The organism is Streptomyces sp. NPDC039609, assembly GCF_055596705.1.
Window position 1 is genome coordinate 146857 of the sequence record NZ_JBVIUJ010000012.1, and the last position, 25684, is coordinate 172540.

A 25684-nucleotide genomic window follows, 5' to 3' on the forward strand; every position below is an offset into this window, starting at 1 on the left:
CCGTGGCAGTGTTACGGGGAGAACAACCGTACTGACATACCGACCAACGGAGCCCCCGTGTCGCTGCCACCCCTGGTCGAGCCGGCTGCCGAGCTCACCGTAGACGAGGTCCGCAGGTACTCCCGCCACCTGATCATCCCGGATGTCGGGATGGACGGGCAGAAGCGGCTGAAGAACGCCAAGGTGCTCTGTGTGGGCGCCGGTGGCCTCGGTTCGCCGGCCCTGATGTACCTGGCCGCGGCCGGTGTGGGCACGCTCGGCATCGTGGAGTTCGACGAGGTCGACGAGTCGAACCTGCAGCGCCAGATCATCCACAGCCAGGCGGACATCGGCCGTTCCAAGGCGGAGTCCGCCAAGGACTCGGTCCTCGGCATCAACCCGTACGTGAACGTGATCCTCCACGAAGAGCGGCTCGAAGCCGAGAACGTGATGGACATCTTCAGCCAGTACGACCTGATCGTCGACGGCACGGACAACTTCGCCACGCGTTACCTCGTCAACGACGCGTGCGTGCTGCTGAACAAGCCGTACGTCTGGGGCTCGATCTACCGCTTCGACGGCCAGGCCTCCGTCTTCTGGTCCGAGTACGGCCCCTGCTACCGCTGCCTCTACCCGGAGCCCCCGCCGCCGGGCATGGTCCCGTCCTGCGCCGAGGGCGGCGTCCTGGGCGTGCTCTGCGCGTCCATCGGCTCCATCCAGGTCACCGAGGCGATCAAGGTCCTGGCCGGCGTGGGCGACCCGCTGGTCGGCCGACTGATGATCTACGACGCCCTGGAGATGCAGTACCGCCAGGTGAAGGTCCGCAAGGACCCGAACTGCGCGGTCTGCGGCGAGAACCCGACCGTCACCGAACTCATCGACTACGAGGCCTTCTGCGGCGTCGTGTCCGAGGAGGCCCAGGAGGCGGCGCTCGGCTCGACGATCACTCCCAAGCAGCTCAAGGAGTGGATCGACGAGGGCGAGAACATCGACATCATCGATGTCCGGGAGATCAACGAGTACGAGATCGTCTCGATCCCCGGCGCGCGGCTGATCCCGAAGAACGAGTTCCTGATGGGCACCGCCCTCCAGGACCTGCCGCAGGACAAGCGGATCGTCCTGCACTGCAAGACGGGTGTCCGCAGTGCGGAAGTCCTCGCCGTGCTCAAGTCCGCGGGCTTCGCGGACGCGGTGCACGTCGGCGGCGGCGTGATCGGCTGGGTGCACCAGATCGAGCCCGAGAAGCCGGTCTACTAGACCCGCGCAGGTGTACGAGAAGGGCCCGGACCTGACATCAGGTCCGGGCCCTTCTCGCACCTCCGACTAGGAACAGCGCGTGCCGTACTTGGGGACCGTGCCGTCCAGGAGGTACGCGTCGACCGTCCTCGTCACACAGGACGACGTGCCGTACGCGCCATGGCCCTCGCCCTCGTTGCTGACCAGGACGCCGACGCCGGTGCCCAGCTCCTTCGCCATCCGCTCCGCCCCCTCGTACGGGGTCGCCGGGTCACCGGTCGTGCCGACGACCAGGATCGGGCCCGCACCGGGCGCGCCGGCGTCCGGGTCGACCCGCTCGCCCTTCACCGGCCACTGGGCGCACCAGCCGGCCGTGTCCCAGGCGAGGAACGCGCCGAAGACCGGCGAGAGCTTGCGGAACTCCGGCAGCAGGGCCTTCGCCTGCTCGGTCGTCGGCCGCTCGGCGGAGTCGGCGCAGGAGATCGCCCGCTGGGAGTGGGACTGGGTGGAGTAGTGCCCGGACTCGTCCCGGTCGTTGTACGAGTCGGCCAGGGCCAGCAGCTCCGCGCCGTTGCGGTTCCGGGCCTGCTCCAGGGCGGAGGTCAGCAGGGGCCAGTTGCTCTCCGAGTAGAGCGTGACCGCGATGCCGGTGAGCGCCAGACCGTCGGTCAGCTGCCGGTCGCCGACGGGCAGCGGGTCGCCGTCCAGCCGCTCCAGCAGACGGGCGATCCGGGCCGTTCCCTGCTTCGGGTCCTCGCCGGTGCTCTTCAGGTAGTTGTCCAGGGCGCGCTGGAAGCCGATCGTCTGGTTGCGGGCGTGACCCGTGCTGTCGGCGGTCGGGTCGACGACCGCGTCGAGGACGGTCCGGCCGACGTGCGCCGGGAACAGATGCGCGTAGGCGCCGCCGAGCTGGGTCCCGTAGGAGATGCCGAAGTAGTTCAGCTTGTCGTCGCCGAGGACGTGCCGGACCAGGTCCAGGTCTCGGGCGGTGTTGCTGGTCGTGGTGTGCGGGATGACCTTGCCGGAGCGGCGGGCGCACCCGGCGCCGAAGGAGGCGCCGTCCGCGCGGAACGCGGCCTCCTCGGCAGGAGTGTCCGGCGTCATGTCGACGGTCTCGGCGGCGGCCAGCTCCTTGTCGTCCCGGCACACCACACCGGCGCTCTGCCGGACGCCGCGCGGGTCGAAGCCGACCAGGTCGTAGCGGCGGTTCAGCGCGCTGTACGCCTGGGCCGCGCGGGGGAGGATCTCGACCCCGGAGGCGCCCGGGCCCCCGAAGTTGAAGAGGAGGGAGCCGATCCGCCGGTTCTTGTCGCGGGCCTCCTTGCGGATCAGCGCGATCGGGATCGTCTCGCCGTCAGGCCGCGCGTAGTCGAGCGGGACCCGCACCTCGGTGCAGCGCCAGTCGGCGCCGGGCTCGTCGCCGCCCTCGGGGGCGGCGCAGGGCTTCCACTCGGGGCGCTGCCCGGTGAGCGAGGCGGGCAGCGTGGCGTCCTTCGGCTGCTTGGCATCCGTGCTCGGCGGGGTCTTCCCGATGCTCCGAGGGGTCTCGGTGGGCGTTCCGGTGCTCGTGCAGCCCGCGAGCAGCAGCCCGGTGACGACAGCGGCCGCCACCCGTATCCGTTTGGACAAGACAACCCCCGTGATCCGGACCGGAAAATCGCCATCCTAGGCGCCGCGGTGGACCTACTTGCAGATGGTCCCCGAGGCCGGCACCTTTCCGTCCAGGAAGTACGCGTTGACGGCGTTCTGCACGCACGCGTTGCCGCCGTTGTACGCGCCGTGCCCCTCGCCCTCGTACGTCAGCTCCACGCCGACGCCCTCGCCGAGCGCGTCCACCATGGCCCGGGTCCCCCCGTACGGGGTCGCCGGGTCGCCCGTCGTGCCGAGCACCAGGATCGGGGCGGAGCCTGGCGCGGAGACGTCGGGGTGCTCCCAGGCGCCGGGCACCGGCCACTGGGAACAGCCGGACAGGGCCCAGCCCATGTAGTCCCCGAAGACGGCGGAGGTCTTCTGGAACTCCGGGAGCCGTTCCTTGGCCTGGCCGAGGGTGTAGCGCTCCTTGAAGTCCACGCAGTTGATGGCCGCGTTCGCCGCCTGGATGTTGCTGTAACTGCCGTTCTGGTCACGTCCGTTCATGGAGTCGGAGAGGGCGAGGAGCAGTGCGCCGTCGCCGCCCTCGGCCGAGTCGAGGCCCTGCTCCAGGTACTGCCAGAACTCCTTGGAGTACAGGGCCTGCGCGATGCCGTTGGTGGCCTGGGTCTGGGTGAGCTTGCGGTCCCCGATCCCGGGGATCGGCTTCTCGTCGAGTTCGTCGAGGAGGTTGATGATGAACGCCTCGATCTCGGCGACCGTCGAACCGGGCAGCGTGCAGGCGTCGCCGCGGGCCACGCAGTCCTTGGCGAAGTTGTCGAGGGCGAGCTGGAAGCCCTGGGCCTGGCCGAGGGCGCCCGCCTCTGTGCCGGAGTTCGGGTCGACGACCGCGTCGAAGAGGGCGCGGCCGACGTTCTCGGGGAACAGGTGGGCGTACACACCGCCCAGTTGTGTGCCGTACGAGATGCCGAAGTAGTGGAGCTTGTCGTCGCCGAGGACCTGGCGCATCAGGTCCAGGTCGCGGGCGGCGTTCTCGGTGCCGACGTGGGGGAGGACCGTACCGGCCTCCTTCTCGCAGCCGGCGGCGTACTTCTTCTGCCCGTCGGACATCGTCCGCTCCTCGGCGGCGTCGTCCGGGGTGAAGTCCATGGCGTAGTAGGCGTCCAGCTCCTTGTCGGTCAGGCACTGGACGTCCGCGCTGCGGCCGACGCCCCGGGGGTCGAAGGAGACGAGGTCGTAGCGGGTGCGGAGCTTCTCGTAGTCCGGGGCGAAAGAGGGCAGGCCGGTGACGCCCGAGCCGCCGGGGCCGCCGAAGTTGTAGATCATGGAGCCGATCCGCTGGTCCGGGTTGCTGGTCCGGGCGCGGATCAGGGCCAGCTCGATGGTCACGCCTCCGGGGTCGTCGTAGTCGAGCGGCACCTCCATGAACGAGCACTCCCAGGCGGTCCCGCCGGGCAGCGGGGAGGGCGCGGGTCCGCCGCCCTCCGCGGCGGACGGGGGAGGACAGGCGGCCCACTCCAGCTCCTGTGCGGCGAACCCGGCGAGATCGGTGGGCGAGTCGGAGGCCGTCCCACCACTGTCCGAGCATCCGGCGACTCCGACGGCGAGCAACACGGTGGTCGCGGTGAGCAGGACGGCACGCTGCGCGGCGGAGATCGGCATGAACCCATCGTGAGCCGAACAAAGCAACCCCGCGCGGGCGAGCACCCACACGGGTGTCACGCACGGCACCCCGCAGGGACACGGGGAACGGCGCGTGCGGGCTTCGTCCGGACGCCGGTCTGTCAGGGGCGCGGGGAACGGCGCGTGCGGGCTTCGTCCGGAAGCCGGTCTGTCAGGGGCGCGGGGAACGGCGCGCTCAGCCCCGACGGGCGGGCAGACTCCGTTCGGACGCCGACCCTGCGGGCCCTGTCAGGGACGCGGGGAACGGCGCGCTCAGCCACGATGTGCCCGCAGACTCCATCCGGACGCCGGCCCCAGGACCCTAGGGGCGCGGGGAACTGCGCGACCAGCCACAGCCGGCCCGCAGACTCCGCACGACCCTGCCCGCCGCCCGCCACCCGCCCCCGCGCTAAAGCGCCCCCGCGCTAAAGCGCCCCGCGCTTCGTCAGCCAGTTGAAGCACAACCACCCCGGCAACACCGGCAGCCACAGCGTCAGCAGCCGGTACAGCAGCACCGCCGGGGTCGCGACCTCGATGGGAAGGCCGACCGCGACCAGACCGAGGGTCAGCGCCGTCTCGACCGCGCCCACACCGCCAGGCGTCGGCGCCGCCGAACCGAGCGCGTTGCCCGCGAGGAAGACGACCGCCACGCTGGCGTAGCTGATCCCCTGGCTGTCGTGCCCGAACGCGCGGATCGAGGCGTCAAGGCAGAGCACGAACACACCGGTCAGGAGCAGCATCCCGCCGATGCCCGTGAGCAGCTTCAGCGGCCGCTGGAGCACGTCCAGCATGCGCGGCACGACACCCGCGAAGAGCGACCGCAGCCGCGTCGACACGAACTTCCGCATGAAGGGGATCGCCGTGACCACCAGAACCAGCACCGCCACCGTCAGCAGACCGGCGATGACCGTCCTCGACGGGGTGAACGACTGCGACTTCTCCGTACCCGTCAGATAGCCGAAGGCGAGCAGCAGCAGGATGTGCGCCCCGAGCCCGAAGAGCTGCGACGCGCCGACGCTCGCCACCGCGAGCCCGGGCCGCACCCCCGAGCGCTGGAGGAACCGGGTGTTCAGCGCGACACCGCCGACCGCCGCCGGAGCGACGATCTTCACGAACGACCCGGCCACCTGTGCGACCACCGTCCGCCAGAACCCCACCCGCTCCGGTACGAAGCCGAGCAGGCTCATCGCGGCGGCGATGTAGCTCAGCGCCGAGAAAAGCACCGCCGCCGCCACCCACCGCCAGTCGGCCGAGCTGATGGTGGACAGCGGCGTCCGGGCGATCTGCGAGAGCAGGAAGTACGCGGCCACGGCACCGGCGATGAGGCTGATGAGCGTGCGCGGCTTGATCCGCTCCAGACGGACCGGTTCGACCGGTGCCTGCGGCCGGATCAGCAGCACCTGCTGGCGGATCTGGGCCAGCAGATCCTCCTCGCGGGCGTCGTCGAGGGCCTCGTCGATGGCCCGCTTCTCGGCCTGCTTCTCCGCCTTCTCGATCTTCCGGTCGGACTTGCGGTCCGGCTTGAGGTCCGTGGTGCCCGCGTTCGCCTCGGCCCGCGCCCGTTTCGCCGCCTCCGACGCCTCGAGCACGGCCTCGCGCTCCCGCTTCGACCGCTCTCGGGCCAGCCTCCGCAGCGTCGCCCGCGTGGAGCGGCTCAGCGCGATCGGCTGGAGCAGGGGGAGGCAGTCGGCGATCGCGTCCGGGCCGAGCACCGCCACGGCCCCGGCCACCGCCCGCTCGGCACCCACCCGCAGACCGAGGGTGGTGAGCAGCTGCGCGATGTCCATCCGCAGGATCAGGTCGCCGGCGGCGATCTCGCCGCCCCGCAGGTCGGTCAGGATGACCTTGCCGGAACGATCCACCAGAATCGCGTCGCCCGCGAGCCTGCGGTGCGCGATCCGGCGCGACTGGAGCGCCTCCACCTGTCGCCAGGCGCTCCGCACCAGATCGTCGGTGATCTCCTTGTCGTCCAGCGAATCCAGGGTCCGGCCGCCCAGGTGCTCGTACACGAGCATCACGGCGTCCGGGCCGAGCTCGGAGGTGGCGATCAGCTTCGGGGCGTTGGCCCCGGCGGCGATCGCCGCGTACGCGAGGAGGGCCTCCTGCTCCAGTGCCTGGCGCAGCGAGACGATCGAACGGCGGGTGGTGATCGCGCGCAGGGTGATCCTGCGCCAGACCCGGTAGAAGAAGCCGTGCGCCTGCTGCTCCCGGTCCACGACGGTGACGTCGAGCGGCGGCCCGTCCTCGAGCGTGACGATGTACCGGCGGCCGCGGTCGCCGCTGTCGGCCGAGTCGGGCACGCCCGCGCCTTCGGCGCGCAGCGCCGTGACCGGCCGGAAGCCGACCCGGCGCAGACCGGCCAGCAGGGTCTGCCCGGTGGGGCGGACGTTGGGGGAGCCGACCGCGTACAGCGTTCCGTACGCGACGGTCCAGCCGATCAGCACGGTCAGGATGATCGAGAACGCGGTGGTGTACCCGGCGACCAGCATCGTGAACGCATCGAGCAGCAGCACCGCCCACAGGCTCACCCGCCAGCGCGGCCGACGGGCCATGCCGACGGCGGTCATGTACGCGATGACGGGCGCGAGGTAGTTGTGCACCGGGTCGGTCAGGCCGCCGCCGGTGGCCGGCTGGGTCAGGGCGTCCTGGATGGTGCCGGGCGCGGCCTTGGCGACCCAGAGGTCGGTGGCGAGGGTGACACCGTGGGCGAGTACGGCGGCGAGGACGCCGTCGGCGATGCGTAGTCCGTCCCGTTTGATCAGCCGCTCGATGGCGAAGGCCACCGGCACGAGCAGGACGGCGATGCTGGAGACCAGGCCGGCGATCTTGACGAAGACGTCGGGCGCACCGCCGGCGCCCTTGTTGATGTCCTGCTCGAGGCCGGAGGTGGTGCCGTGGGCGAAGGCGGCGATGGCGATGACGACGGCGATCGCGAGGACGCCGACGAGCAGCCGCATCAGGTCGGACGGACGGTGCACACGGGCGGCGAGCAGCGGTTCGTCCTGCGAGACCCGCTCGCTGGGCTCTCCTTCGGGCGAGGGCAGGTCGGGGTGAGCCCCCTCCTCAGGAGGCCGAGCGTCGTACCCCATGACCATGTCCGTCTCTGCTTGTGCCGCGTGCTCGTCGTGCGACGCGTCCCGCTTCTCGAATTGTTGTTCTTCTTGGTCGTCTTGTCGCTCTTGATCTCGTATCACCAGTCACCGCCCGGACGATGGTGGCACGAAGCGCCGGCCCACGGAGGCATCAGGGCGTTGTCGGTGGGGTTGTCGGTGGCGTGAGGCAGGATGGGGCGGATGAGCGTGGAGGAGCTTCCGGAGTACGCGGAGCGGGTCCTTGAGGTCGCCGAGCTGATCCCGCCGGGCCGGGTGATGACCTACGGAGACGTGGCCGAATGGCTCGGCGAGGGAGGGCCGCGCCAGGTCGGCCGGGTGATGGCCCTGTACGGCGGAGCCGTGCCGTGGTGGCGTGTGGTGCGCTCCGACGGCATGCTGCTGCCCGGCCACGAGCTGCGCGCCCTCGACCACTACCGGGACGAGGGCACCCCGCTCCGGCAGGCCGGGCGCACCGCCGAAGGGCACATACCGAAGCTCGACATGCGGCGGGCGCGCTGGGACGGCACGGACGTCACCGACCGGGATCCGCGTGCGGGAACTCACACGTGACAGCTTTGCCCATGGCAGGACGGGCCGGGCGGCCCGATGGCGGCACGGAGGCCCGTACGGAGTACGACTCGGGCACCCTCTGTTTCCCGTAACGTCGTCGTTCGCCCCGTACACCTCTCCACCTCTTCGCTCAGGACCGGTCGATCCACGTGAGTTCCTCCTCCACCACCCGGCGCACGCCGTACCAGGGGCGGACCACGGGCGCGTACCGACTGGTGCGTACTGCCCCGACCCAGGTGGATCCCCCTCTGCTGGACGCAGCGCAGCGGGAAGTGGTTGACCACGCGGGCGGACCGATGCTCGTCCTCGCCGGACCGGGCACCGGCAAGACGACGACGCTGGTGGAGGCGGTCGCGGCCCGCGTCGAGAAGGGAACGGACCCGGAGCGGATCCTCGTCCTCACCTTCAGCCGCAAGGCCGCCGTGGAGCTGCGCGACCGGATGGCGGCGCGGCTGGGAGGATCGCGGCCTCCGCAGGCGACGACCTTCCACTCGTACTGCTACGCCCTGATCCGCGCGCACCAGGACGCCGAGCTGTTCGCCGAGCCGCTGCGGCTGCTGTCGGGACCGGAGCAGGACCTGTTCGTACGGGAGCTGCTCGCGGGCCAGATCGACCTGGAGAAGGCGGGGCTCGCGGGGATCCGGTGGCCCGACGAGCTGCGGGCCTGCCTGACGACGCGCGGCTTCGCCGACGAGGTACGGGCCGTCCTCGCGCGCTCACGCGAGCTGGGGCTCGGGCCGAGGGCGCTGGCCGAGTTCGCCCAGCGGGTGGGGCGCCCCGACTGGAGGGCGGCGGCCGGCTTCCTGGCGGAGTACCTGGACGTCCTGGACCTGCAAGGGGTCCTCGACTACACGGAGCTCGTGCACCGGGCGGTGCTGCTGTCGGAGAGCGTGACGCTGCCCGACTACGACGCCGTCTTCGTGGACGAGTACCAGGACACGGACCCCGCGCAGGTGCGGCTGCTGCGCGCGCTGGCGGGGGGCGGCCGCACGGTGGTCGCCTTCGGCGACCCGGACCAGTCGATCTACGCGTTCCGGGGTGCCGATGTGAACGGCATCCTCGACTTCCCCGACACGTTCCGGCGGCTCGACGGCCGGCCGTCGGACGTCCGGGTCCTGACGGGCTCCCGCCGCTCGGGCGCGGGGCTGCTCGCCGCGACACGCGAACTCACCCGGCGGATGCCCCTGCCGCGACTCCCCGGCGACAAGGTCCGTGCCCACCGCGAGCCGGCGGCGAGCCGCGGGGGCGGCCGGGTCGAGGTGTACACGTACCCCACGGCCTCCACCGAGTCCGACAACATCGCCGACCTCCTGCGCCGCGCCCACCTGGAGGACGGTGTCCCCTGGCAGGACATGGCCGTCCTGGTCCGCGCGGCCACCACCGTCCCGGGCCTCCGCCGCGCACTCACCTCGGCCGGCGTCCCCCTCGAAACCGACACCGCCGACACCCCCCTCCGCCACGAACCGGCGGTGGCCCCGCTGCTTCTCGCCCTGCGCACGGCGGCGACCCCGGGCGCGGACGACCCGGCCGCCCCGGGGGCGGCGGGACGGGACACGGCGGGCGATGGCGCCGGGAAGCCGACCGAGGGCAGGGGGGAGTCCGCCGACGAGGCTGCGGAGCCCGCGTGGGACGCCGGCGAGTCGGCCCACCACGTGGAGCTGGATGCCGCGTTCGACGCGCCCGCCGACGAGGCTGCGGAGCCCGCGGGGGACGCCGGTGACTCGGCCCACCACGTGGAGCTGGATGCCGCGTTCGACTCGCCCGCCGACGAGGCTGCGGAGCCCGCGGGGGTCGCCGGTGACTCGGCCCACCACGTGGAGCTGGATGCCGCGTTCGACTCGCCCGCCGACGGAGCCGAGGAGCCCGCCGGGCTGGGCGGCGATTCGCCGAGCACCCCGGCGGTCGCTCAGCAGGCGGCGCCCGAGCCGATCGCGTCCGGCGACGCTGTGGAGCCGGGCGCCGGGGAGACGGTCCCTGGGGAGACGGGCCTCGCCGTCGGCGACACGACGGGCCCGGGAGGCGAGCCCCCGGCTTCCGGCGGCGGTGCCGAAGGGGACGAGAGGGGCGGGGCGTGGTTTGACACCGAGACCGCGCTCACCCTGCTCGCCTCGCCCCTCGCCGGTATGGACCCCGCCGATCTGCGCCGCCTCGGCCGCGCGCTGCGCGACGAGGAGCGGGCCGGCGGGAACCAGGTGCCGCCGCCCTCCGACGTACTCCTCGCCCGTGCGCTCGCCGAGCCCGAGCGGCTCGTCGCGCACGACCAGTCGTACGCCCGCGGCGCCAAGCGGCTCGGCGATCTGCTCCGGCAGGCCCGCAACCGCCTCGCCGCAGGCGGCACCGCCGAGGAGGCCCTCTGGCTGCTCTGGAACGGCACCCCCTGGCCCGGCCGGCTGGAGCGCGCGGCCCTTCGCGGCGGCCCGGCCGGGCGCAACGCGGACCGCGACCTCGACGCCGTCTGCGCCCTCTTCGAGGCCGCCGCCCGCGCCGAGGACCGTGTCGGCGGCCGCGGCGCCCTGAACTTCCTCGAAGAGCTCGACGCCCAGGACATCGCCGCCGACACCCTCTCGAAGCGCCAGACCCGTCCCGACGCCGTCCGCCTCATGACCGCCCACCGTGCCAAGGGCCTCGAATGGAGCCTCGTCGTCGTCGCCGGCGTCCAGGAGGGCCTCTGGCCCGACCTGCGCCGCCGAGGCTCCCTCCTCGAAGCCGACCGCATCGGCCGCGACGGTCTCGCCGAACCCCTCACCCCCGGCGCCCTCCTCTCCGAGGAGCGCCGCCTCTTCTACGTCGCCGCCACCCGCGCCCGCGACCGGCTCGTCGTGACCGCGGTCAAGACCCCCGCCGACGACGGCGACCAGCCCTCCCGCTTCCTCACCGAACTCGGCACCGAGCCCAAGGACGTCCCGGGCCGCCCCCGCCGCCCCCTCGCCGTGGCCGCGCTCGTCGCCGAACTGCGTGCCACCACCGTCGACCCGGCCGCCTCCGACGCCCTTCGCGACGCCGCCGCCCAGCGCCTCGCCCAGCTCGCCGCGCTCACCGACGACGAGGGCCAGCCGCTCGTCCCGGCCGCTCATCCGGACCGCTGGTGGGGCCTGTTCGAGCCCACCCGCAGCCGGGTCCCGCTCCGCGACCGCGACCACCCCGTCGCCCTCTCCGGCTCCGCCCTCGACCAGCTCGCCAACACCTGCGCCCTCCAGTGGTTCCTGGGCCGCGAGGTCAAGGCCGACGCCCCCGCCACCGCCGCCCAGGGCTTCGGCAACGTCGTCCACGTCCTCGCCGACGAGGTCGCCTCCGGCCGTACCCCCGCCGACCTCGACGTCCTCATGGCCCGCCTGGACTCGGTCTGGGACGCGCTCGCCTTCGACGCCCCCTGGAAATCCGCGCAGGAGAAGGAGCACGCGCGCGTGGCGCTGGAACGCTTCCTGCGCTGGCACGTCATGGACCGCGGCGGCCGCACCCCCGCCGCGACGGAGCACGACTTCGACGTGACCCTCGAAGCCGGTGCGTACGAGGTCCGGATCCGCGGTTCCATGGACCGCGTGGAGACCGACGAACACGGCCGCGCCTACGTCGTCGACTTCAAGACCGGCAAGTCCGCGCCCACCAGGGACGAGGTCGCCCACCACCCCCAGCTCGCCGTGTACCAGCTCGCGGTGCGCGAAGGAGCCCTGGACGAGGTCTTCGACGGCCACCGCCCCGACCCCGGCGGCGCCGAACTCGTACAACTGCGCCAGCCCGCCCCCAAGAAGGAGGGCGGCGAGACCCTCCCGAAGGTCCAGGCACAGGAACCCCTGGCGGGGGAGTGGGTCGGCGACCTCCTGGCCACCGCGGCCGGCCGGGTCCTCGACGAGCGCTTCACCCCCAGCACGGGCCAGCACTGCACCCACTGCACCTTCCGCGCCTCGTGCAGCGCGCAGCCCGAGGGCCGCCACATCGTCGAATGACGGCCTCCTCGTGAACCGGCCGTCCGACGTGTCCGAAGTCACTTTCCCGCCGTGAATCCATGGGGACCTCACAGGAGTCGGACTGTCCCGGGGGTCAAGAGAAATTTCATGAGGAGTGCACAAATGCGGGCCAACCGGAAGATCTGGGTCGCGGCGATGGTCTGTGCGGCCACCGTCGTCGGTGTGACGGGCTGTTCCAAGGGCGACGACACCAAGGCCAAGGGCGACAAGAAGGAGCCGGCGGCGTCCGCCACGACGCAGGCCCCGGTCGACCCGTTCAAGGGCCTTGATGCCGACGCGATCGCCGACCAGGCCGTGAAGGCCATGAAGGGCGCGACCTCGCTGCGCATGGTCGGCGACAGCAAGGCCGACGGCGAGCAGATGAAGATCGACCTCGCCGTCGACAGCAAGGGCGCCTGCGTCGGCAAGATGACCATCGACACGGCCACCGCGGACCTCCTTCAGGCCGAGAAGGTCATGTACATGAAGGGTGACGACAAGTTCTGGCAGAACATGGCCAAGAGCGAGGGCTCCTCCGCCGAGGAGGGCAACGCCATGGCCGAGCTCCTCAAGGGCCGCTGGATGAAGATGTCCGACGGCAACGCGAGCGAACTGGCCGACTTGTGCGACCTCAACGCCCTGATCAAGGAGATGGACGAGGACAAGTCCGAGCGGAAGGGCATGACCAAGGGCGCCGACGCCGACATCGACGGCCGCCCCGCCGTCACCCTGATCAAGAAGAAGAGCAACGGCGAGACCCACACCGTGTACGTCGCCAAGGAGGGCGAGCCCTTCATCCTCAAGTCGGTCGAGGCCGGCGGCAAGGAGCCCGGAACGCTCGTCTTCTCCGACTTCAACAAGCCCGTCACGGCCACCGCGCCTCCGGCGGACCAGGTGATGGACCCGGCGAAGCTCGGCTGACGCACCCGCCTCGACGTGCGCCCGCCGCGGCGAAGTAGCGGGCGCACGTCACAGGGGCGACGCTGGTGGACGGGGGAATCCGCGAGGAGGCTCGCATGGCGTCCCAGCGTCGAATGCTCCGCACCGCGACGGCCACCGTGGCGGCCGGTGCGACGGCCGTCTGTACGGCCGTGATCGTCGGGGCCGCTCCGGCGGCCGGGGCCCAGGTGCCTCCCGCACCGGCGTACGTACAGGCCGCAGCCCCCAGCCCCTCGCCGGACCCCTTCGAGGGCCAGTCCGCCGACCGGATCGGCGACCGCGCCGTCACCGCCACCCAGTCCGCGACCTCTCTCCGGATGACCGGCCGGGTCGAGTCGGACGGACAGCCGCTGGACATCGACCTCGCCGTCGACGACAAGCGCGAGTGCACCGGACGGATGACGATCGGCGGCGGCACGGCGGAGCTGCGGCAGGCCGACGGGATCACGTACATCAAGGGCGACGAGCGGTTCTGGCGGGTCTCCATGACCTCCCAGGGGATACCGGAGCCCCAGATCGGCCCCACGATCGAGCTCCTCGAAGGGCGCTGGCTGAAGATCACCCCCGGTCAGGCGGGCAGCGGCGACCTGAGCGGGGTCTGCGACCTCAAGGAGCTCCTCGCCGACCTGGACGAGGACGACGGCGAGCGCAGGGGTCTGACCCGCGGACCGGACGCCGAGGTCGAGGGAACCCCGGTCGCCACCCTCGTGAAGAAGAGGCCCGGCGGTGAGACGACCACGGTGTCCGTCTCCCAGGAGGGCAAGCCCTACATCCTCAGGATGGTCAAGACGGGTGGCGAGGAGCCAGGGACGCTCGTCTTCTCCGACTACGACAAGCCGGTGAAGGTCGTCGTACCGCCCGCGGGCGAGACCGTGGACCTCACCAAGCTCGACCAGGGGACGCCGACAGCGGCGGTCTGAGGCGTCCCCGCTCGCGTCCGCTCGCCTTCCGCCGTGGTCGGCGCTGTCGGTGGTCCCCGTTAGCCTCTTTGGGGTGACCGCACGCATCACCGACCCCGAGCAGCTCAAGGAGCTCCTCGGCATCCCGTTCACCCCGGAGCAGACGGCCTGCATCATCGCGCCGCCCGCCCCGCAGGTCATCGTGGCCGGAGCCGGTTCCGGCAAGACGACGGTCATGGCAGCCCGGGTGGTCTGGCTGGTCGGCACGGGCCAGGTCGCGCCCGAACAGGTCCTCGGTCTCACCTTCACCAACAAGGCCGCCGGCGAACTCGCCGAACGCGTCCGCACGGCCCTCGTCCGCGCGGGCGTCACAGACCCCGACGCCATCACCCCGTCCCACCCGTCGCCCGACCGCCACCCCTCGACGACGGCGGTGCCCGCCGACCCCTACTACTCCCCGGGCGAGCCCCGCATCTCCACGTACCACGCCTTCGCCGGGCAGCTCCTGACCGACCACGGCCTGCGCATCGGCCTGGAGCCCACCTCCCGCCTCCTCGCCGACGCCACCCGCTATCAGCTCGCCGCGCGGGTCCTGCGCGAGGCGCCAGGACCGTACCCCGCCCTGACCAAGTCGTTCCCGACGCTGGTCAGCGACCTCCTCGCACTCGACGCCGAGCTGGCCGAGCATCTCGTACGGCCCGAGGACCTGAAGGCGTACGACACCGAGCTGCTCGACACCCTCTCCCGCGCCAAGCTCTCCAACGCCGATCTGCGCAAGGTCCCCGAGACGGCCGCGGCCCGCCGCGAGCTGCTGGACCTGGTGATCCGCTACCGCGCGGCCAAACGCTCCCGCGATCTGCTCGACTTCGGCGACCAGATCGCCCGCTCCGCCGAACTCGCCACCACGCGCGCGGAGGTCGGCGCCATCCTGCGCGACGAGTTCCGGGTCGTGCTGCTCGACGAGTACCAGGACACCTCCGTCGCCCAGCGGCTGCTGCTCTCCGGCCTGTTCGGCTCGGGCACCGGGCACGCCGTGACCGCGGTCGGCGACCCCTGCCAGGCGATCTACGGCTGGCGCGGCGCGTCCGTCGCCAACCTGGACGACTTCCCGACGCACTTCCCGTACGAGGACGGCACCCCCGCCACCCGGTACGCCCTCTCCGAGAACCGCCGCAGCGGCGGCCGCCTCCTCGACCTGGCCAACGGCCTCGCCACGCCCCTGCGGGCCATGCACGCGGGCGTGGAGGCGTTGCGCCCGGCGCCCGGCGCGGAGCGCGACGGCTCGGTACGGATCGCGCTCCTCCCCACCCACGCCGAGGAGATCGACTGGCTCGCCGACTCCCTCGCCCACCTGGTCCGCACGGGCAGGGAGCCCGGCGAGATCGCGGTCCTCTGCCGGACTGCCACCGACTTCCCCGCCATCCAGGCCGCCCTGGTCGCCCGTGACGTACCGGTCGAGGTCGTCGGTCTGTCGGGGCTCCTCCACCTGCCCGAGATCGCCGACCTGGTGGCGGTCTGCGAGGTCCTCCAGGACCCCGGGGCGAACGCCTCCCTGGTCCGCCTCCTGACCGGTCCCCGCTGGCGCATCGGCCCGCGCGACCTGGCCCTCCTCGGCCGCCGCGCCCGGCTGCTGGTCCACCGGGAGCGGGGCGGGGACGCCGACGCCGACCAGCGGCTCGCGGCGGCCGTCGAGGGCGTCGACCCCGCCGAGGTCATCTCGCTCGCCGACGCGCTCGACACATTCCTCGACTCCGGCGGCGAGGACGACGGCCTGCCCTTCTCCGCCGAGGCCCGCGTCCGCTTCGCCCGGCTCGCCGCCGAGCTGCGCACCCTGCGCTCCTCACTTGCCGACCCGCTGATGGACGTGCTGCACCGGGTTCTCGCCACCACCGGCCTGGAGGTCGAACTCTCCGCGTCCCCGCACGCCCTCGCCGCCCGGCGCCGCGAGACCCTCTCGAACTTCCTCGACATAGCGGCCGGCTTCGCCTCCCTGGACGGCGAGGCGACCCTCCTGGCGTTCCTCGGCTTCCTGCGTACGGCCGCGCAGTACGAGAAGGGCCTCGACAACGCGCTCCCGGGCGGCGAGAACACGGTCAAGGTCCTCACCGCCCACAAGTCCAAGGGCCTGGAGTGGGATGTCGTCGCGGTGCCCGGCCTGGTCTCCGCCCAGTTCCCGAGCACCAGGTCCCGCGAGTCGTGGACCTCCCAGCCCCAGGTGCTGCCGCACGCCCTGCGCGGCGACACGGCGACGCTGCCCGAGATCACGACCTGGGACGCGGCCTCCCTGAAGACCTTCAAGGAGGCGATGCGCGACCACCAGCACACCGAGGAGCTCCGCCTCGGCTACGTGACCTTCACCCGCCCCCGCTCCCTCCTCCTGGGCTCAGCCCACTGGTGGGGCCCGTCGCAGAAGAAGCCCCGCGGCCCCTCGGACTTCCTCCACGCCCTCCACGACCACTGCGCGGCAGGCTTCGGCGAGATCGAGGCATGGGCGGACGAGCCGGAGAAGGACGCGGAGAACCCGACCCTGACCGAGCACCTCGCGGACCAGGCCTGGCCCCTCCCGCTGGACGAGGAGTCCTTCGTGCGCCGCCGGAGGGCGGCTGAGCTGGTCCGGTCCCAGTTGTGGGCATTCGTTCCGCAGGGGCGGTGGGGGCACCCCCGGACGGAGTCCGGGGGTGGGTGGGCACAACCCACGGACGCGCTGCCCGCGCAAGGGCCCGCACCCCAGGACCCCGAGGACCTCTGGCCCGACGAGGAGCCTCAGTGGGTCGAGGACCCGTTCTGGGACGATGAGCCCCCGGCGGACGAGCCCCCGGCGGACGAGCCCACGACCGACGGGATCCCCGCGCCCCGGTCACCGGAGGTCGGAGCGACCCCCGAGGAAGCCAGAACGATCGCCTCCTGGGACCGCGACCTCACCGCCCTCACCACCGAACTCCGTCGCGCCCGCGCCACCACCCGCGACGTACTCCTGCCCGCCTACCTCTCCGCCTCCCAGGTCCTCCGCCTCGCCGCCGACCCCGACGGCTTCGCCCAGGACCTGGCCCGGCCCATGCCCCGGCCCCCGCAGCCCGCCGCCCGCCGCGGTACCCGGTTCCACGCGTGGGTGGAGTCACGGTTCGAGGAGCTCCCGCTCCCCATGCTCGGCCCGGACGAGCTCCCCGGCGGCGAGGAGTTCGCCGGCGAACCGGAGATCGTCGACGAGCGCGACCTCGACGCGCTCAAGGACGCCTTCGCCCTCACCCCGTACGCCCACCGCACCCCGCACCGCGTCGAGGTCCCCGTCCATCTCTCCCTCGCCGGACGGGTCGTCCGCGGCAGGATCGACGCCGTCTACCGCGACCCGGAGTCCGGCGCGTACGAGATCGTCGACTGGAAGACCAGCCATCTGCGTACCGCCGACCCTCTCCAGCTCGCGATCTACCGTCTCGCCTGGGCCGAGCGGCACGGCCTCGCCCCCGAAGACGTCGCCGCCGCCTTCGTCTACGTACGGACGGGCGAGGTCGTACGGCCCCGGGCACTCCCCGGCCGTGCCGAACTGGAGGGGATCCTGCTGGGCGGACCGACCCCGGACGGACCCGCCCCGGACGCCGGATAGGCTCAGGAGCATGAGCGAGACCCCGGACAACGCCGTCCAGACCGTACGTACCCAGGCCGTGCGCACGTACATCGAGCAGCACCGCGTCGCCTTCCTCGGCGACCTCGCCGCCTGGCTGCGGATCCCCTCCGTGTCGGCGCAGCCCGCCCACGCCGAGGACGTACGGCGCAGTGCCCGGTGGCTCGCGGGCAAGCTGTCCGACACGGGGTTCACGACGGTCGAGGTCTGGGAGACGGACGGAGCGCCGGCGGTCTTCGCCGAGTGGCCGTCCGACGACCCGGACGCCCCGACCGTGCTCGTCTACGGCCACCACGACGTCCAGCCGGCCGCCCGCGAGGACGGCTGGCACACGGACCCGTTCGAGCCGCACGTCACCGACGGCCGGATGTACGCGCGCGGTGCCGCCGACGACAAGGGCCAGGTCTTCTTCCACACCCTCGGGGTCCGTGCCCACCTCGCCGCGACCGGGCGCACCGCCCCCGCGGTCAACCTCAAGCTGATCGTCGAGGGCGAGGAGGAGTCGGGCTCCCCGCACTTCCGGGCCCTCGTCGAGGCCCGCGCGGACCGGCTCGCCGCCGATGCCGTGATCGTCTCCGACACCGGCATGTGGTCCGAGGACACCCCGACCGTCTGCACCGGGATGCGCGGCGTCGCGGACTGCGAGATCGAGCTGTTCGGCCCCGACCAGGACATCCACTCCGGTTCCTTCGGCGGAGCCGTGCCCAATCCGGCCGCCGTCGCCGGTCGTCTCGTCGCCGCCCTGCACGACGAGGACGAGCGCGTCGCGATCCCCGGGTTCTACGACGGTGTCACCGAGCTGTCCGACGCCGAGCGCGCCCTCATCGCCGAGCTGCCCTTCGACGAGGCGGCCTGGCTGACCACCGCCAAGTCCCGCGGCACCCTCGGCGAGGCCGGCTTCTCCACCCTGGAGCGCGTCTGGGCCCGCCCGACCGCCGAGGTCAACGGCATCGGCGGCGGCTACCAGGGCCCCGGAGGCAAGACGATCGTCCCCGCCTCCGCCCAGCTGAAGCTCTCCTTCCGACTGGTCGCCGGCCAGGACCCGGACAAGATCGAGCTCGCCGTACGGGACTGGCTCGCCGCCCGTGTCCCCGCCGGCATCCGGTACGAGATCGTCTTCGGCGCCCCGACCCGGCCCTGCCTCACCCCGCTCGACCACCCGGCCCTCAAGGCGGTCGCGGGCGCGATGAGCCGCGCCTTCGACGGCGCCAAGGTCCGCTACACCCGTGAGGGCGGCTCGGGCCCCGCCGCAGACCTTCAGGACGTCCTGGGCGCACCGGTGCTGTTCCTCGGCATCTCGGTGCCGTCCGACGGCTGGCACGCCCCCAACGAGAAGATCGAGCTCGATCTTCTCCTCAAGGGCGTCGAGACCACCGCCCATCTGTGGAGCGACCTGCCCGCCGCACTCCACGCAGCCGCGCGATGAACCCACACAACGATCCGGGGGAGTTGGAAGTACCTGTGTCCACCTTGAACAGCCAGTTCGCGGACCGGCCGATCTCGCTCACCGCCCCGAGCGGCATCGACCGTGCCGCTCACCACCGCCTCGACGAGGCCTGGCTCGCGGCGGCCTGGAGCCACCCCACGACCCGCGTCTTCGTGGTCTCCGGCGGTCAGGTGCTGATCGACGACACCCCCGACGGCCGTACCGAGCTCGTCATGACCCCGGCCTTCGAGGCGCCCGTCACCGAGACCCACCGCTACTTCCTGGGCACGGACGCCGACGGCGTCTCCTACTTCGCCCTGCAGAAGGACGCCCTGCCCGGCCGTATGGACCAGTCCGCCCGGCCCGCGGGGCTGCGCGAGGCCGGCCTGCTGCTCTCGCCCCGGGACGCCGGCCTCATGGTGCACGCCGTGGCCCTGGAGAACTGGCAGCGACTCCACCGCTTCTGCTCCCGCTGCGGCGAGCGCACGGTGATCGCGGCCGCCGGCCACATCCGCCGCTGCCAGGCCTGCGGCGCCGAGCACTACCCGCGGACCGACCCGGCGGTCATCATGGCCGTCACGGACGACCAGGAGCGCATCCTGCTCGGCCGCCAGGTCCACTGGCCCGAGGGCCGCTTCTCGACCCTCGCGGGCTTCGTCGAGCCCGGCGAGTCGATCGAGACGGCGGTGATCCGCGAGGTCTTCGAGGAGGCCGGAGTCACGGTCGGCGAGGTCGAATACGTCGCCAGCCAGCCGTGGCCCTTCCCGTCCAGCCTGATGCTGGGCTTCATCGCGCACGCGACCTCCTCGGAGATACACGTGGACGGCGAGGAGATCCACGAGGCCCGCTGGTTCTCCCGTGAGGAGCTGGCCGCCGCCTTCGAGTCGGGCGAGGTGCTGCCTCCGTACGGCATCTCGATCGCCTCCCGGCTGATCGAGCTCTGGTACGGCAAGCCGCTGCCGAAGCCGGGCGACGTCGTCTGACGTCCGCACCCATGGCTGAAAAGAGCCCCCGCCCGGCAGCACCGGGCGGGGGCTCTTCTCGGTCCGCGTGCGCGTCGCGTCAGACGCCGACCTTCTGCTTGACCTGGGCGAGCGACGGGTTCGTCAGCGTCGAGCCGTCGGCGAAGAGGACGGTCGGGACGGTCTGGTTGCCCCCGTTGGCCTTCTCCACGAACGCCGCCGACTCGGGGTCCTGCTCGATGTTGATCTCCGTGTACGCGATGCCTTCGCGGTCCATCTGGCTCTTCAGCCGACGGCAGTAGCCGCACCACGTGGTGCTGTACATCGTCACAGTGCCCTGCATGGCCTGGCGCTCCTCTGTTCGCGGGGTAGGTGCCGAGGAGGAGAACGTACGCGCCCCCGTCCCCATTCCCGGATGAGGACGACCGTGATTCGTATGACTGCATGTCCGGGCCTGTGGACAACGCGACGCACCGCCCCTCGCGAACCTGGCAGCATGGCGGGGTGACAGCAGCAACGCACTCCACTCTCTTCCCGCAGGTCCCCGAGTCGGCCGACGCGGTGCTCGACGGGCTCGACCCCGAGCAGCGCGAGGTCGCCCTGGCCCTGCACGGCCCGGTGTGCGTGCTGGCGGGAGCCGGTACGGGCAAGACGCGGGCCATCACGCACCGCATCGCGTACGGGGTGCGGGCGGGGATACTCCAGCCCGGCAGTGTGCTGGCCGTCACGTTCACCAACCGGGCGGCAGGGGAGATGCGCGGCCGGCTCCGTGAGCTCGGCGCGGGCGGGGTGCAGGCCCGTACCTTCCACTCCGCCGCCCTGCGTCAGCTCCAGTACTTCTGGCCGAAAGTCGTCGGTGGCGATCTTCCCCGACTCCTGGAGCGCAAGATCCAGCTCGTGGCCGAGTCGGCCGCGCGCTGCCGCGTCCGGCTCGACCGCAACGAGCTGCGCGACGTCACCGGCGAGATCGAGTGGGCCAAGGTCACCCAGACCGTCCCGGCCGACTATCCCGCGGTCGTCGCCAAGTCGGTCCGCGACGCCCCCCGCGACCCGGCCGAGATCGGTCAGATCTACGCCATGTACGAGCAGCTCAAGCGGGACCGCTCGGTGATCGACTTCGAGGACGTGCTGCTGCTCACGGTCGGCATCCTCCAGGACCGGCACGACATCGCCGACCAGATCCGCAGCCAGTACCAGCACTTCGTGGTGGACGAGTACCAGGACGTCTCCCCGCTCCAGCAGCGGCTCCTCGACCTGTGGCTCGGCGACCGCGACAGCCTCTGCGTCGTCGGCGACGCCAGCCAGACCATCTACTCCTTCACCGGCGCCACCCCCGACCACCTGCTGAACTTCCGCACCCGGCACCCGAACGCCACGGTGGTCAAGCTCGTCCGCGACTACCGCTCCACCCCCCAGGTCGTGCACCTCGCCAACGGACTCCTCAGCCAGGCCCGCGGCCGCGCCGCCGAGCACCGCCTGGAGCTGATCTCCCAGCGCGACACCGGCCCCGAGCCCGTCTACACCGAGTACGCCGACGAGCCCGCCGAGGCCGAGGGCACCGCCCGCCGCATCCGCGACCTGATCGCCGCGGGCGTCCCGGCCGGCGAGATCGCCGTGCTCTACCGCATCAACGCCCAGTCCGAGGTCTACGAACAGGCCCTCGCCGACGCCGGGGTGCCCTACCAGCTGCGCGGCGCCGAGCGCTTCTTCGAGCGCCAGGAGGTACGGGAGGCGGGCATCGCCCTGCGCGGAGCCGCCCGCGCCGGGGGCAACGACTCCCTCCTCGACGACGCCGAGGACCTGCCCTCCCAGGTCCGCGCCGTGCTCTCCACCAAGGGCTGGACCAGCGAACCGCCCGCCGGCTCCGGCGCCGTCCGTGACCGCTGGGAGTCCCTCGCCGCCCTCGTCCGCCTCGCCGAGGACTTCGCCCGCGCCAAGAGCGGTGCCACGCTCTCGGACCTCGTCGCCGAGCTCGACGAGCGGGCCGCCGCCCAGCACGCCCCGACCGTCCAGGGCGTCACCCTCGCCTCGCTGCACGCGGCCAAGGGCCTGGAGTGGGACGCCGTCTTCCTGGTCGGCCTCACCGAGGGCATGATGCCGATCACCTACGCCAAGACCGACGAACAGGTCGAGGAGGAACGGCGCCTGCTGTACGTCGGGGTCACCCGCGCCCGGCTGCACCTCACGCTCTCCTGGGCGCTCTCCCGCTCCCCGGGCGGCCGCGCCTCCCGGCGCCCCACCCGCTTCCTCAAGGGGCTGCGCCCCGGCTCCGGCGCTCTCGGTGTGGGCAGCACGGGAGGCGGCGGCTCCATCGAGAGGGGCGGCGCCGCCCGCCGCAAGCGCCGCGGTCCGGTGCTGTGCCGCGTCTGCGGCGCCACACTCACCGAAGCCGGTGAGATGAAGCTGATGCGCTGTGAGGACTGCCCCTCCGACATGGACGAGGCGCTCTACGAGAGGCTGCGCGACTGGCGTGCCGACCAGGCCAAGGAGCTCGGGCAGCCCGCGTACTGCGTGTTCACCGACAAGACGCTGATGGCGATCGCCGAGCGCATGCCGTCCACCGACGGCGAACTCGCGGGGATCTCCGGGGTCGGCGTCCGCAAGCTCGACCGCTTCGGGGTCGACGTCCTCGCCATCTGCGCGGGCGAAGAGCCAGGTGGGGCGCCTGGAGGAGACGACGAGCAGGACTCATGAAAACTCGTCGAAAAAATAGTTTGCGCACCCCCCGTCAAGCCCCATAGGTTCTTAACCACGGAAACAGCGGCTTCTTCGAAGCCCTGCTTTCGTGCTGTACTTGTCCAAATGAACATGAGGGTCCGGCTCACCCCGAGCCCTCCGAGACGCCGAGAGGAGGCGATTCCAGTGATCAGCAACATCAACAGCACCAACGTCAGCTTCGTCAGCACCGACAAAATGACCGATCGCTCGGTCGTCTCCGCCTGCTCGCTCGGCCTCTCCGGCTCGGCGTTCATTGGCAGCGGTCTTCCTGGCACCGGTCTGTCCGGCGCTGGTATGGCCGGCGCCGCCGCTTCCCTGCGGCCGGCCGCCCTTGCGGGTCTGCTCGTCATGGAGCGCAATGAGCGACCGACCAAGGCACTGGAAGCAGGAGTAGCAGCAGTCGAGGCCAAGGCCTATGACTTTGCGGCGACCGGTGCCGAAACCAAGCAGCAGACGACGCAGCACCACACGAAGTGGGCCTTCCGTGGGCTCGAACCCTGGAGTGATCCAGCCTGATCGACGATCAGGCCGGCGCCTTCAGGGCCGCGGAACCCCACCCGGGATCCGCGGCCCTTTTGTTTGTCCCCGAACGGGGGCGACAGAGCGAAGGGGCCTCGGGACCAGCAGAACCCGGTACCAGCCGAAACCCCGGCCAACAGGCCGGAACGACCAGACGAGGAAACACCACCGTGCAACTCGAAGCGCACGCCCCGTCCGTACCGCCTTCCGAAACGATCCCCCCGCCCGGCCTCACGGAGGACTCCACCTTGACCCCCCTCACCGCGCTCACCGCGCTCGACGACGCCATCGAGAACCTCGGCGTACCCGTCCCCTGCCGCTCGTTCGACCCGGAGGTCTTCTTCGCCGAGTCCCCGGCCGACGTCGAGTACGCCAAGTCCCTCTGCCGCACCTGCCCGCTGATGGAGGCCTGCCTCGCCGGCGCGAAGGAGCGGCGTGAGCCGTGGGGCGTCTGGGGCGGCGAGCTGTTCGTCCAGGGAGTCGTCGTAGCTCGCAAGCGGCCGCGTGGCCGCCCGCGCAAGAACCCGGTCGCGGCATGAACGTCACCGGAACCATCGACCGACCCCTCACGCACGATCCCCAGAAGCAGGCCCCGATGACCTCTTCCACCAGCGAGCCCTCCGGCTCCGCGACCCCAGACGTTTCCATCACCGGCGCGAACGCCTCGCGTCAGAACAGGACCCGTGAGATGCAACTCATCCCAGAAGCCTTGGCTCGTGCTCATATGCACGACCGCATGCGGGAAGCCGACGCGGAACGCCAGGCCGTGCGCCTGGTCGCCGCCCGGCGGATGCAGCGGCGTGCCGAGCGTGTGTCCCTGCGCGCCCGCCGCGCGCTGGCCATGGCCGTCATGCACTGATGAAAGAACCTCGCGGGGGCCGGTCCGAACGGACCGGCCCCCGCGGTGCGTTGCGGCGCGGTGCGGGCGCCTCCGGACTATCGTCAGGAGGGTGAACGACGCCCCGCCCGTCAAGGAGCCCATCGTCTGCGCCCGCTGCGGGAAGACCGCCGAGGAGCTCCCGGTGACGTGGACCTGTTCGGTGGAGAACGGCGCCCGCCACTATCTCTGCGAAGCCTGCGCCCGCGAGAACATCCGGTCCATCGAGGGCCGCCTCGACTCCTCCTGGTGGTGACGGCGGCCCCGGCGGTGTCTCCCCGGCCGGCTCACTCGGCCGCGACGAAGCCCGGCAGCCACTCCTCCAGCTCGTCCCGCAGCCGCACCTTCGCGTTCAGCTGGCAGAGCACCCCGATGGTGCTGAGCGTCACACGGTGTATCAGGAGATACGACGGCGGCAGGTTCAGTTGCTTGCCCAGCTGGTGCGCGGGGGAGCGGGGGTCCGCGATCCGGCCGGCCTGGGTCCTGATCCATCCCCGGGTGAACCCGAACACCTCGGCCTCGGCCGGCTCGATGATCGGCAGCAGGTACTCCAGCACCGCGTCCGGATCGAGAGCGACGGACTCCTTCACGAAGCCCTCCTCGCGGAGCAGCTCGTAGACCGTCTCCGCGTCACCCTCCAGGGTCAGCCGCAGACAGGTGCCGATCGTCTCCGGCAGCCCGCCCGGCAGCCGGTCCACGGTGCCGAAGTCCAGCACCCCGAGCCGCCAGCCTTCCGGACCTTCCTCGCCGTCACCGCCCGGCAGCAGCCGGAAGTTGCCCGGGTGCGGATCGGCATGCAGCAGCCCCGTGCGGGCGGGGCCGGAGAAGAGGAAGCGCGCCAGCAGCTGGCCGGCCCGGTTCCGCTGCTCCTCGGTGCCGTCCGCGATCACCTCGGAGAGCGGAATCCCGTCGATCCACTCCGTCACAAGGACCTGCTCGCACTGGTGCACGACCCGCGGCACCACCACATCGGGGTCGCCCTCGAACACCTCGGCGTGCTCCCGCTGGGCCTGGGCCTCGAGGCCGTAGTCCAGCTCCTCCGAGACACGGTCGCGCAGTTCGGTGATCAGCGGCTTGATGTCCATGCCGGGGATCAGCGGGCCCAGCAGCCGGGCGAACCGGCTCAGCTGCGTCAGATCCGACAGCAGCGCCTCGCCCGCCCCCGGGTACTGCACCTTCACCGCCACCTCGCGGCCGTCGTGCCACACCGCCCGGTGCACCTGGCCGATGGAGGCCGCCGCCGCGGGCTTGTCCTCGAACTCCACGAACAGCTCACGCCACTCCTCGCCGAGCCGCTCCTCGAGCACCCCGTGCACCGTGCGGGTCGGCATCGGGGGCGCCGCTTCCTGGAGCTTGGTGAGCGCGGCCCGGTAGGGGCCCGCCACCTCCTCCGGCAGCGCCGACTCGAAGACGGACAGGGCCTGCCCGAACTTCATCGCCCCGCCCTTAAGTTCCCCGAGCACCTTGAAAAGCTGCTCGGCCGTGCGCTGTTGCAGCTCGCGGGCGACGATCTCGGCGGACTTGCCGCCGATCCGCTTGCCCAGTCCCCAGGTGGCCCGTCCTGCGAAGCCCAAGGGCAACGCGGCCAACCTGGCGGTCCGGGTGACCGCCTTCCGGGGTAGATCAGACATACGCCCCTCCAAAACCCAGAT

General features: G+C 71.9%; 18 protein-coding genes. 13 read left to right on the forward strand and 5 right to left on the reverse strand.

From position 1 onward, the window contains the following. Positions 1–57 precede the first annotated feature (57 nt). Positions 58–1236, forward strand: coding sequence for an adenylyltransferase/sulfurtransferase MoeZ (gene moeZ, locus ACZ561_RS31135; protein ID WP_189600485.1), 1179 nt, complete (start codon positions 58–60; stop codon positions 1234–1236). Positions 1237–1302: 66 nt separating this feature from the next. Here the strand turns inward: moeZ and ACZ561_RS31140 are convergent, their stop codons facing one another. The 3 genes from ACZ561_RS31140 to ACZ561_RS31150 form a co-directional block, all read right to left on the reverse strand. Continuing rightward, positions 1303–2844 carry an alpha/beta hydrolase gene (locus ACZ561_RS31140; RefSeq protein ID WP_471001318.1) on the reverse strand — a complete coding sequence of 514 codons (1542 nt, stop codon included), beginning with the start codon at positions 2842–2844 and terminating at the stop codon, positions 1303–1305. A gap of 54 nt (positions 2845–2898) precedes the next feature. Next, entirely contained in the window at positions 2899–4467 is a 1569-nt protein-coding gene (locus tag ACZ561_RS31145) for an alpha/beta hydrolase (RefSeq protein WP_471001321.1), read from the reverse strand. Positions 4468–4892: 425 nt separating this feature from the next. Continuing rightward, positions 4893–7562, reverse strand: coding sequence for a lysylphosphatidylglycerol synthase transmembrane domain-containing protein (locus ACZ561_RS31150; RefSeq protein WP_471001324.1), 2670 nt, complete (start codon positions 7560–7562; stop codon positions 4893–4895). Positions 7563–7751: 189 nt separating this feature from the next. Here ACZ561_RS31150 and ACZ561_RS31155 point away from each other — a divergent pair, with 189 nt between their 5' ends. The 7 genes from ACZ561_RS31155 to nudC all read left to right on the forward strand — a co-directional run bounded on the left by ACZ561_RS31155 (position 7752) and on the right by nudC (position 19939). After that, entirely contained in the window at positions 7752–8129 is a 378-nt protein-coding gene (locus ACZ561_RS31155; RefSeq protein ID WP_471001327.1) for an MGMT family protein, read from the forward strand. Positions 8130–8278: 149 nt separating this feature from the next. Then, positions 8279–12073 (forward strand): UvrD-helicase domain-containing protein, encoded by a 3795-nt coding sequence (locus tag ACZ561_RS31160; protein ID WP_471001330.1) that lies wholly within the window; start codon positions 8279–8281, stop codon positions 12071–12073. A gap of 123 nt (positions 12074–12196) precedes the next feature. Next, positions 12197–12994: a hypothetical protein gene (locus ACZ561_RS31165; protein WP_471001333.1), complete on the forward strand. Its 798-nt coding sequence runs from the start codon at positions 12197–12199 to the stop codon at positions 12992–12994. 95 nt (positions 12995–13089) lie between these two features. Further along, entirely contained in the window at positions 13090–13932 is an 843-nt protein-coding gene (locus tag ACZ561_RS31170) for a hypothetical protein (RefSeq protein ID WP_471001335.1), read from the forward strand. A 73-nt stretch (positions 13933–14005) separates the two neighbouring features. Further along, a complete protein-coding gene (locus ACZ561_RS31175; RefSeq protein ID WP_471001338.1) occupies positions 14006–17512 on the forward strand; it encodes a UvrD-helicase domain-containing protein in 3507 nt (1168 codons plus the stop codon). Between the two features lie 10 nt (positions 17513–17522). Next, a complete protein-coding gene (locus ACZ561_RS31180) occupies positions 17523–18956 on the forward strand; it encodes a dipeptidase (protein ID WP_471001341.1) in 1434 nt (477 codons plus the stop codon). Next, complete coding sequence (gene nudC / locus ACZ561_RS31185) at positions 18953–19939, forward strand: NAD(+) diphosphatase (protein ID WP_471001344.1); 987 nt, start codon at positions 18953–18955, stop codon at positions 19937–19939. The genes ACZ561_RS31180 and nudC overlap by 4 nt, the downstream gene beginning before the upstream one ends. 79 nt (positions 19940–20018) lie before the next feature. Here nudC and ACZ561_RS31190 read toward each other — a convergent pair whose 3' ends face one another. Further along, complete coding sequence (locus tag ACZ561_RS31190) at positions 20019–20261, reverse strand: mycoredoxin (protein WP_149547526.1); 243 nt, start codon at positions 20259–20261, stop codon at positions 20019–20021. Positions 20262–20362: 101 nt separating this feature from the next. On the opposite strand from ACZ561_RS31190, the gene ACZ561_RS31195 reads away from it, so the two are divergent. The 5 genes from ACZ561_RS31195 to ACZ561_RS31215 all read left to right on the forward strand — a co-directional run bounded on the left by ACZ561_RS31195 (position 20363) and on the right by ACZ561_RS31215 (position 24288). Then, positions 20363–22612: an ATP-dependent DNA helicase UvrD2 gene (locus tag ACZ561_RS31195; RefSeq protein ID WP_471001347.1), complete on the forward strand. Its 2250-nt coding sequence runs from the start codon at positions 20363–20365 to the stop codon at positions 22610–22612. 180 nt (positions 22613–22792) lie between these two features. Continuing rightward, positions 22793–23152, forward strand: a complete 360-nt coding sequence (locus ACZ561_RS31200) for a hypothetical protein (protein ID WP_376446124.1) — start codon at positions 22793–22795, stop codon at positions 23150–23152. Positions 23153–23325: 173 nt separating this feature from the next. Further along, on the forward strand, positions 23326–23694 hold the full coding sequence (locus tag ACZ561_RS31205; protein ID WP_137993472.1) for a WhiB family transcriptional regulator: 369 nt from the start codon (positions 23326–23328) through the stop codon (positions 23692–23694). Beyond that, a complete protein-coding gene (locus ACZ561_RS31210) occupies positions 23691–24014 on the forward strand; it encodes a hypothetical protein (RefSeq protein ID WP_471001350.1) in 324 nt (107 codons plus the stop codon). Before ACZ561_RS31205 ends, ACZ561_RS31210 begins: the two co-directional genes overlap by 4 nt. Positions 24015–24105: 91 nt before the next feature. Then, on the forward strand, positions 24106–24288 hold the full coding sequence (locus ACZ561_RS31215) for a hypothetical protein (protein WP_329116267.1): 183 nt from the start codon (positions 24106–24108) through the stop codon (positions 24286–24288). Positions 24289–24319: 31 nt separating this feature from the next. Here the strand turns inward: ACZ561_RS31215 and ACZ561_RS31220 are convergent, their stop codons facing one another. Beyond that, positions 24320–25663: an ABC1 kinase family protein gene (locus tag ACZ561_RS31220; protein WP_471001353.1), complete on the reverse strand. Its 1344-nt coding sequence runs from the start codon at positions 25661–25663 to the stop codon at positions 24320–24322. Positions 25664–25684: the final 21 nt, after the last annotated feature.

Bases quoted from the DNA above. Each gene is read 5' to 3' on its own strand.
- ACZ561_RS31150 (WP_471001324.1), bottom strand. From the start codon at position 7,562: ATGGTCATGGGGTACGACGCTCGGCCTCCTGAGGAGGGGGCTCACCCC.
- ACZ561_RS31165 (WP_471001333.1), top strand. From the start codon at position 12,197: ATGCGGGCCAACCGGAAGATCTGGGTCGCGGCGATGGTCTGTGCGGCC.
- ACZ561_RS31190 (WP_149547526.1), bottom strand. From the start codon at position 20,261: ATGCAGGGCACTGTGACGATGTACAGCACCACGTGGTGCGGCTACTGC.
- ACZ561_RS31210 (WP_471001350.1), top strand. From the start codon at position 23,691: ATGAACGTCACCGGAACCATCGACCGACCCCTCACGCACGATCCCCAG.
- ACZ561_RS31170 (WP_471001335.1), top strand. From the start codon at position 13,090: ATGGCGTCCCAGCGTCGAATGCTCCGCACCGCGACGGCCACCGTGGCG.
- ACZ561_RS31145 (WP_471001321.1), bottom strand. From the start codon at position 4,467: ATGCCGATCTCCGCCGCGCAGCGTGCCGTCCTGCTCACCGCGACCACC.
- ACZ561_RS31155 (WP_471001327.1), top strand. From the start codon at position 7,752: ATGGGGCGGATGAGCGTGGAGGAGCTTCCGGAGTACGCGGAGCGGGTC.
- ACZ561_RS31195 (WP_471001347.1), top strand. From the start codon at position 20,363: ATGTCCGGGCCTGTGGACAACGCGACGCACCGCCCCTCGCGAACCTGG.
- ACZ561_RS31220 (WP_471001353.1), bottom strand. From the start codon at position 25,663: ATGTCTGATCTACCCCGGAAGGCGGTCACCCGGACCGCCAGGTTGGCC.
- nudC (WP_471001344.1), top strand. From the start codon at position 18,953: ATGAACCCACACAACGATCCGGGGGAGTTGGAAGTACCTGTGTCCACC.
- ACZ561_RS31180 (WP_471001341.1), top strand. From the start codon at position 17,523: ATGAGCGAGACCCCGGACAACGCCGTCCAGACCGTACGTACCCAGGCC.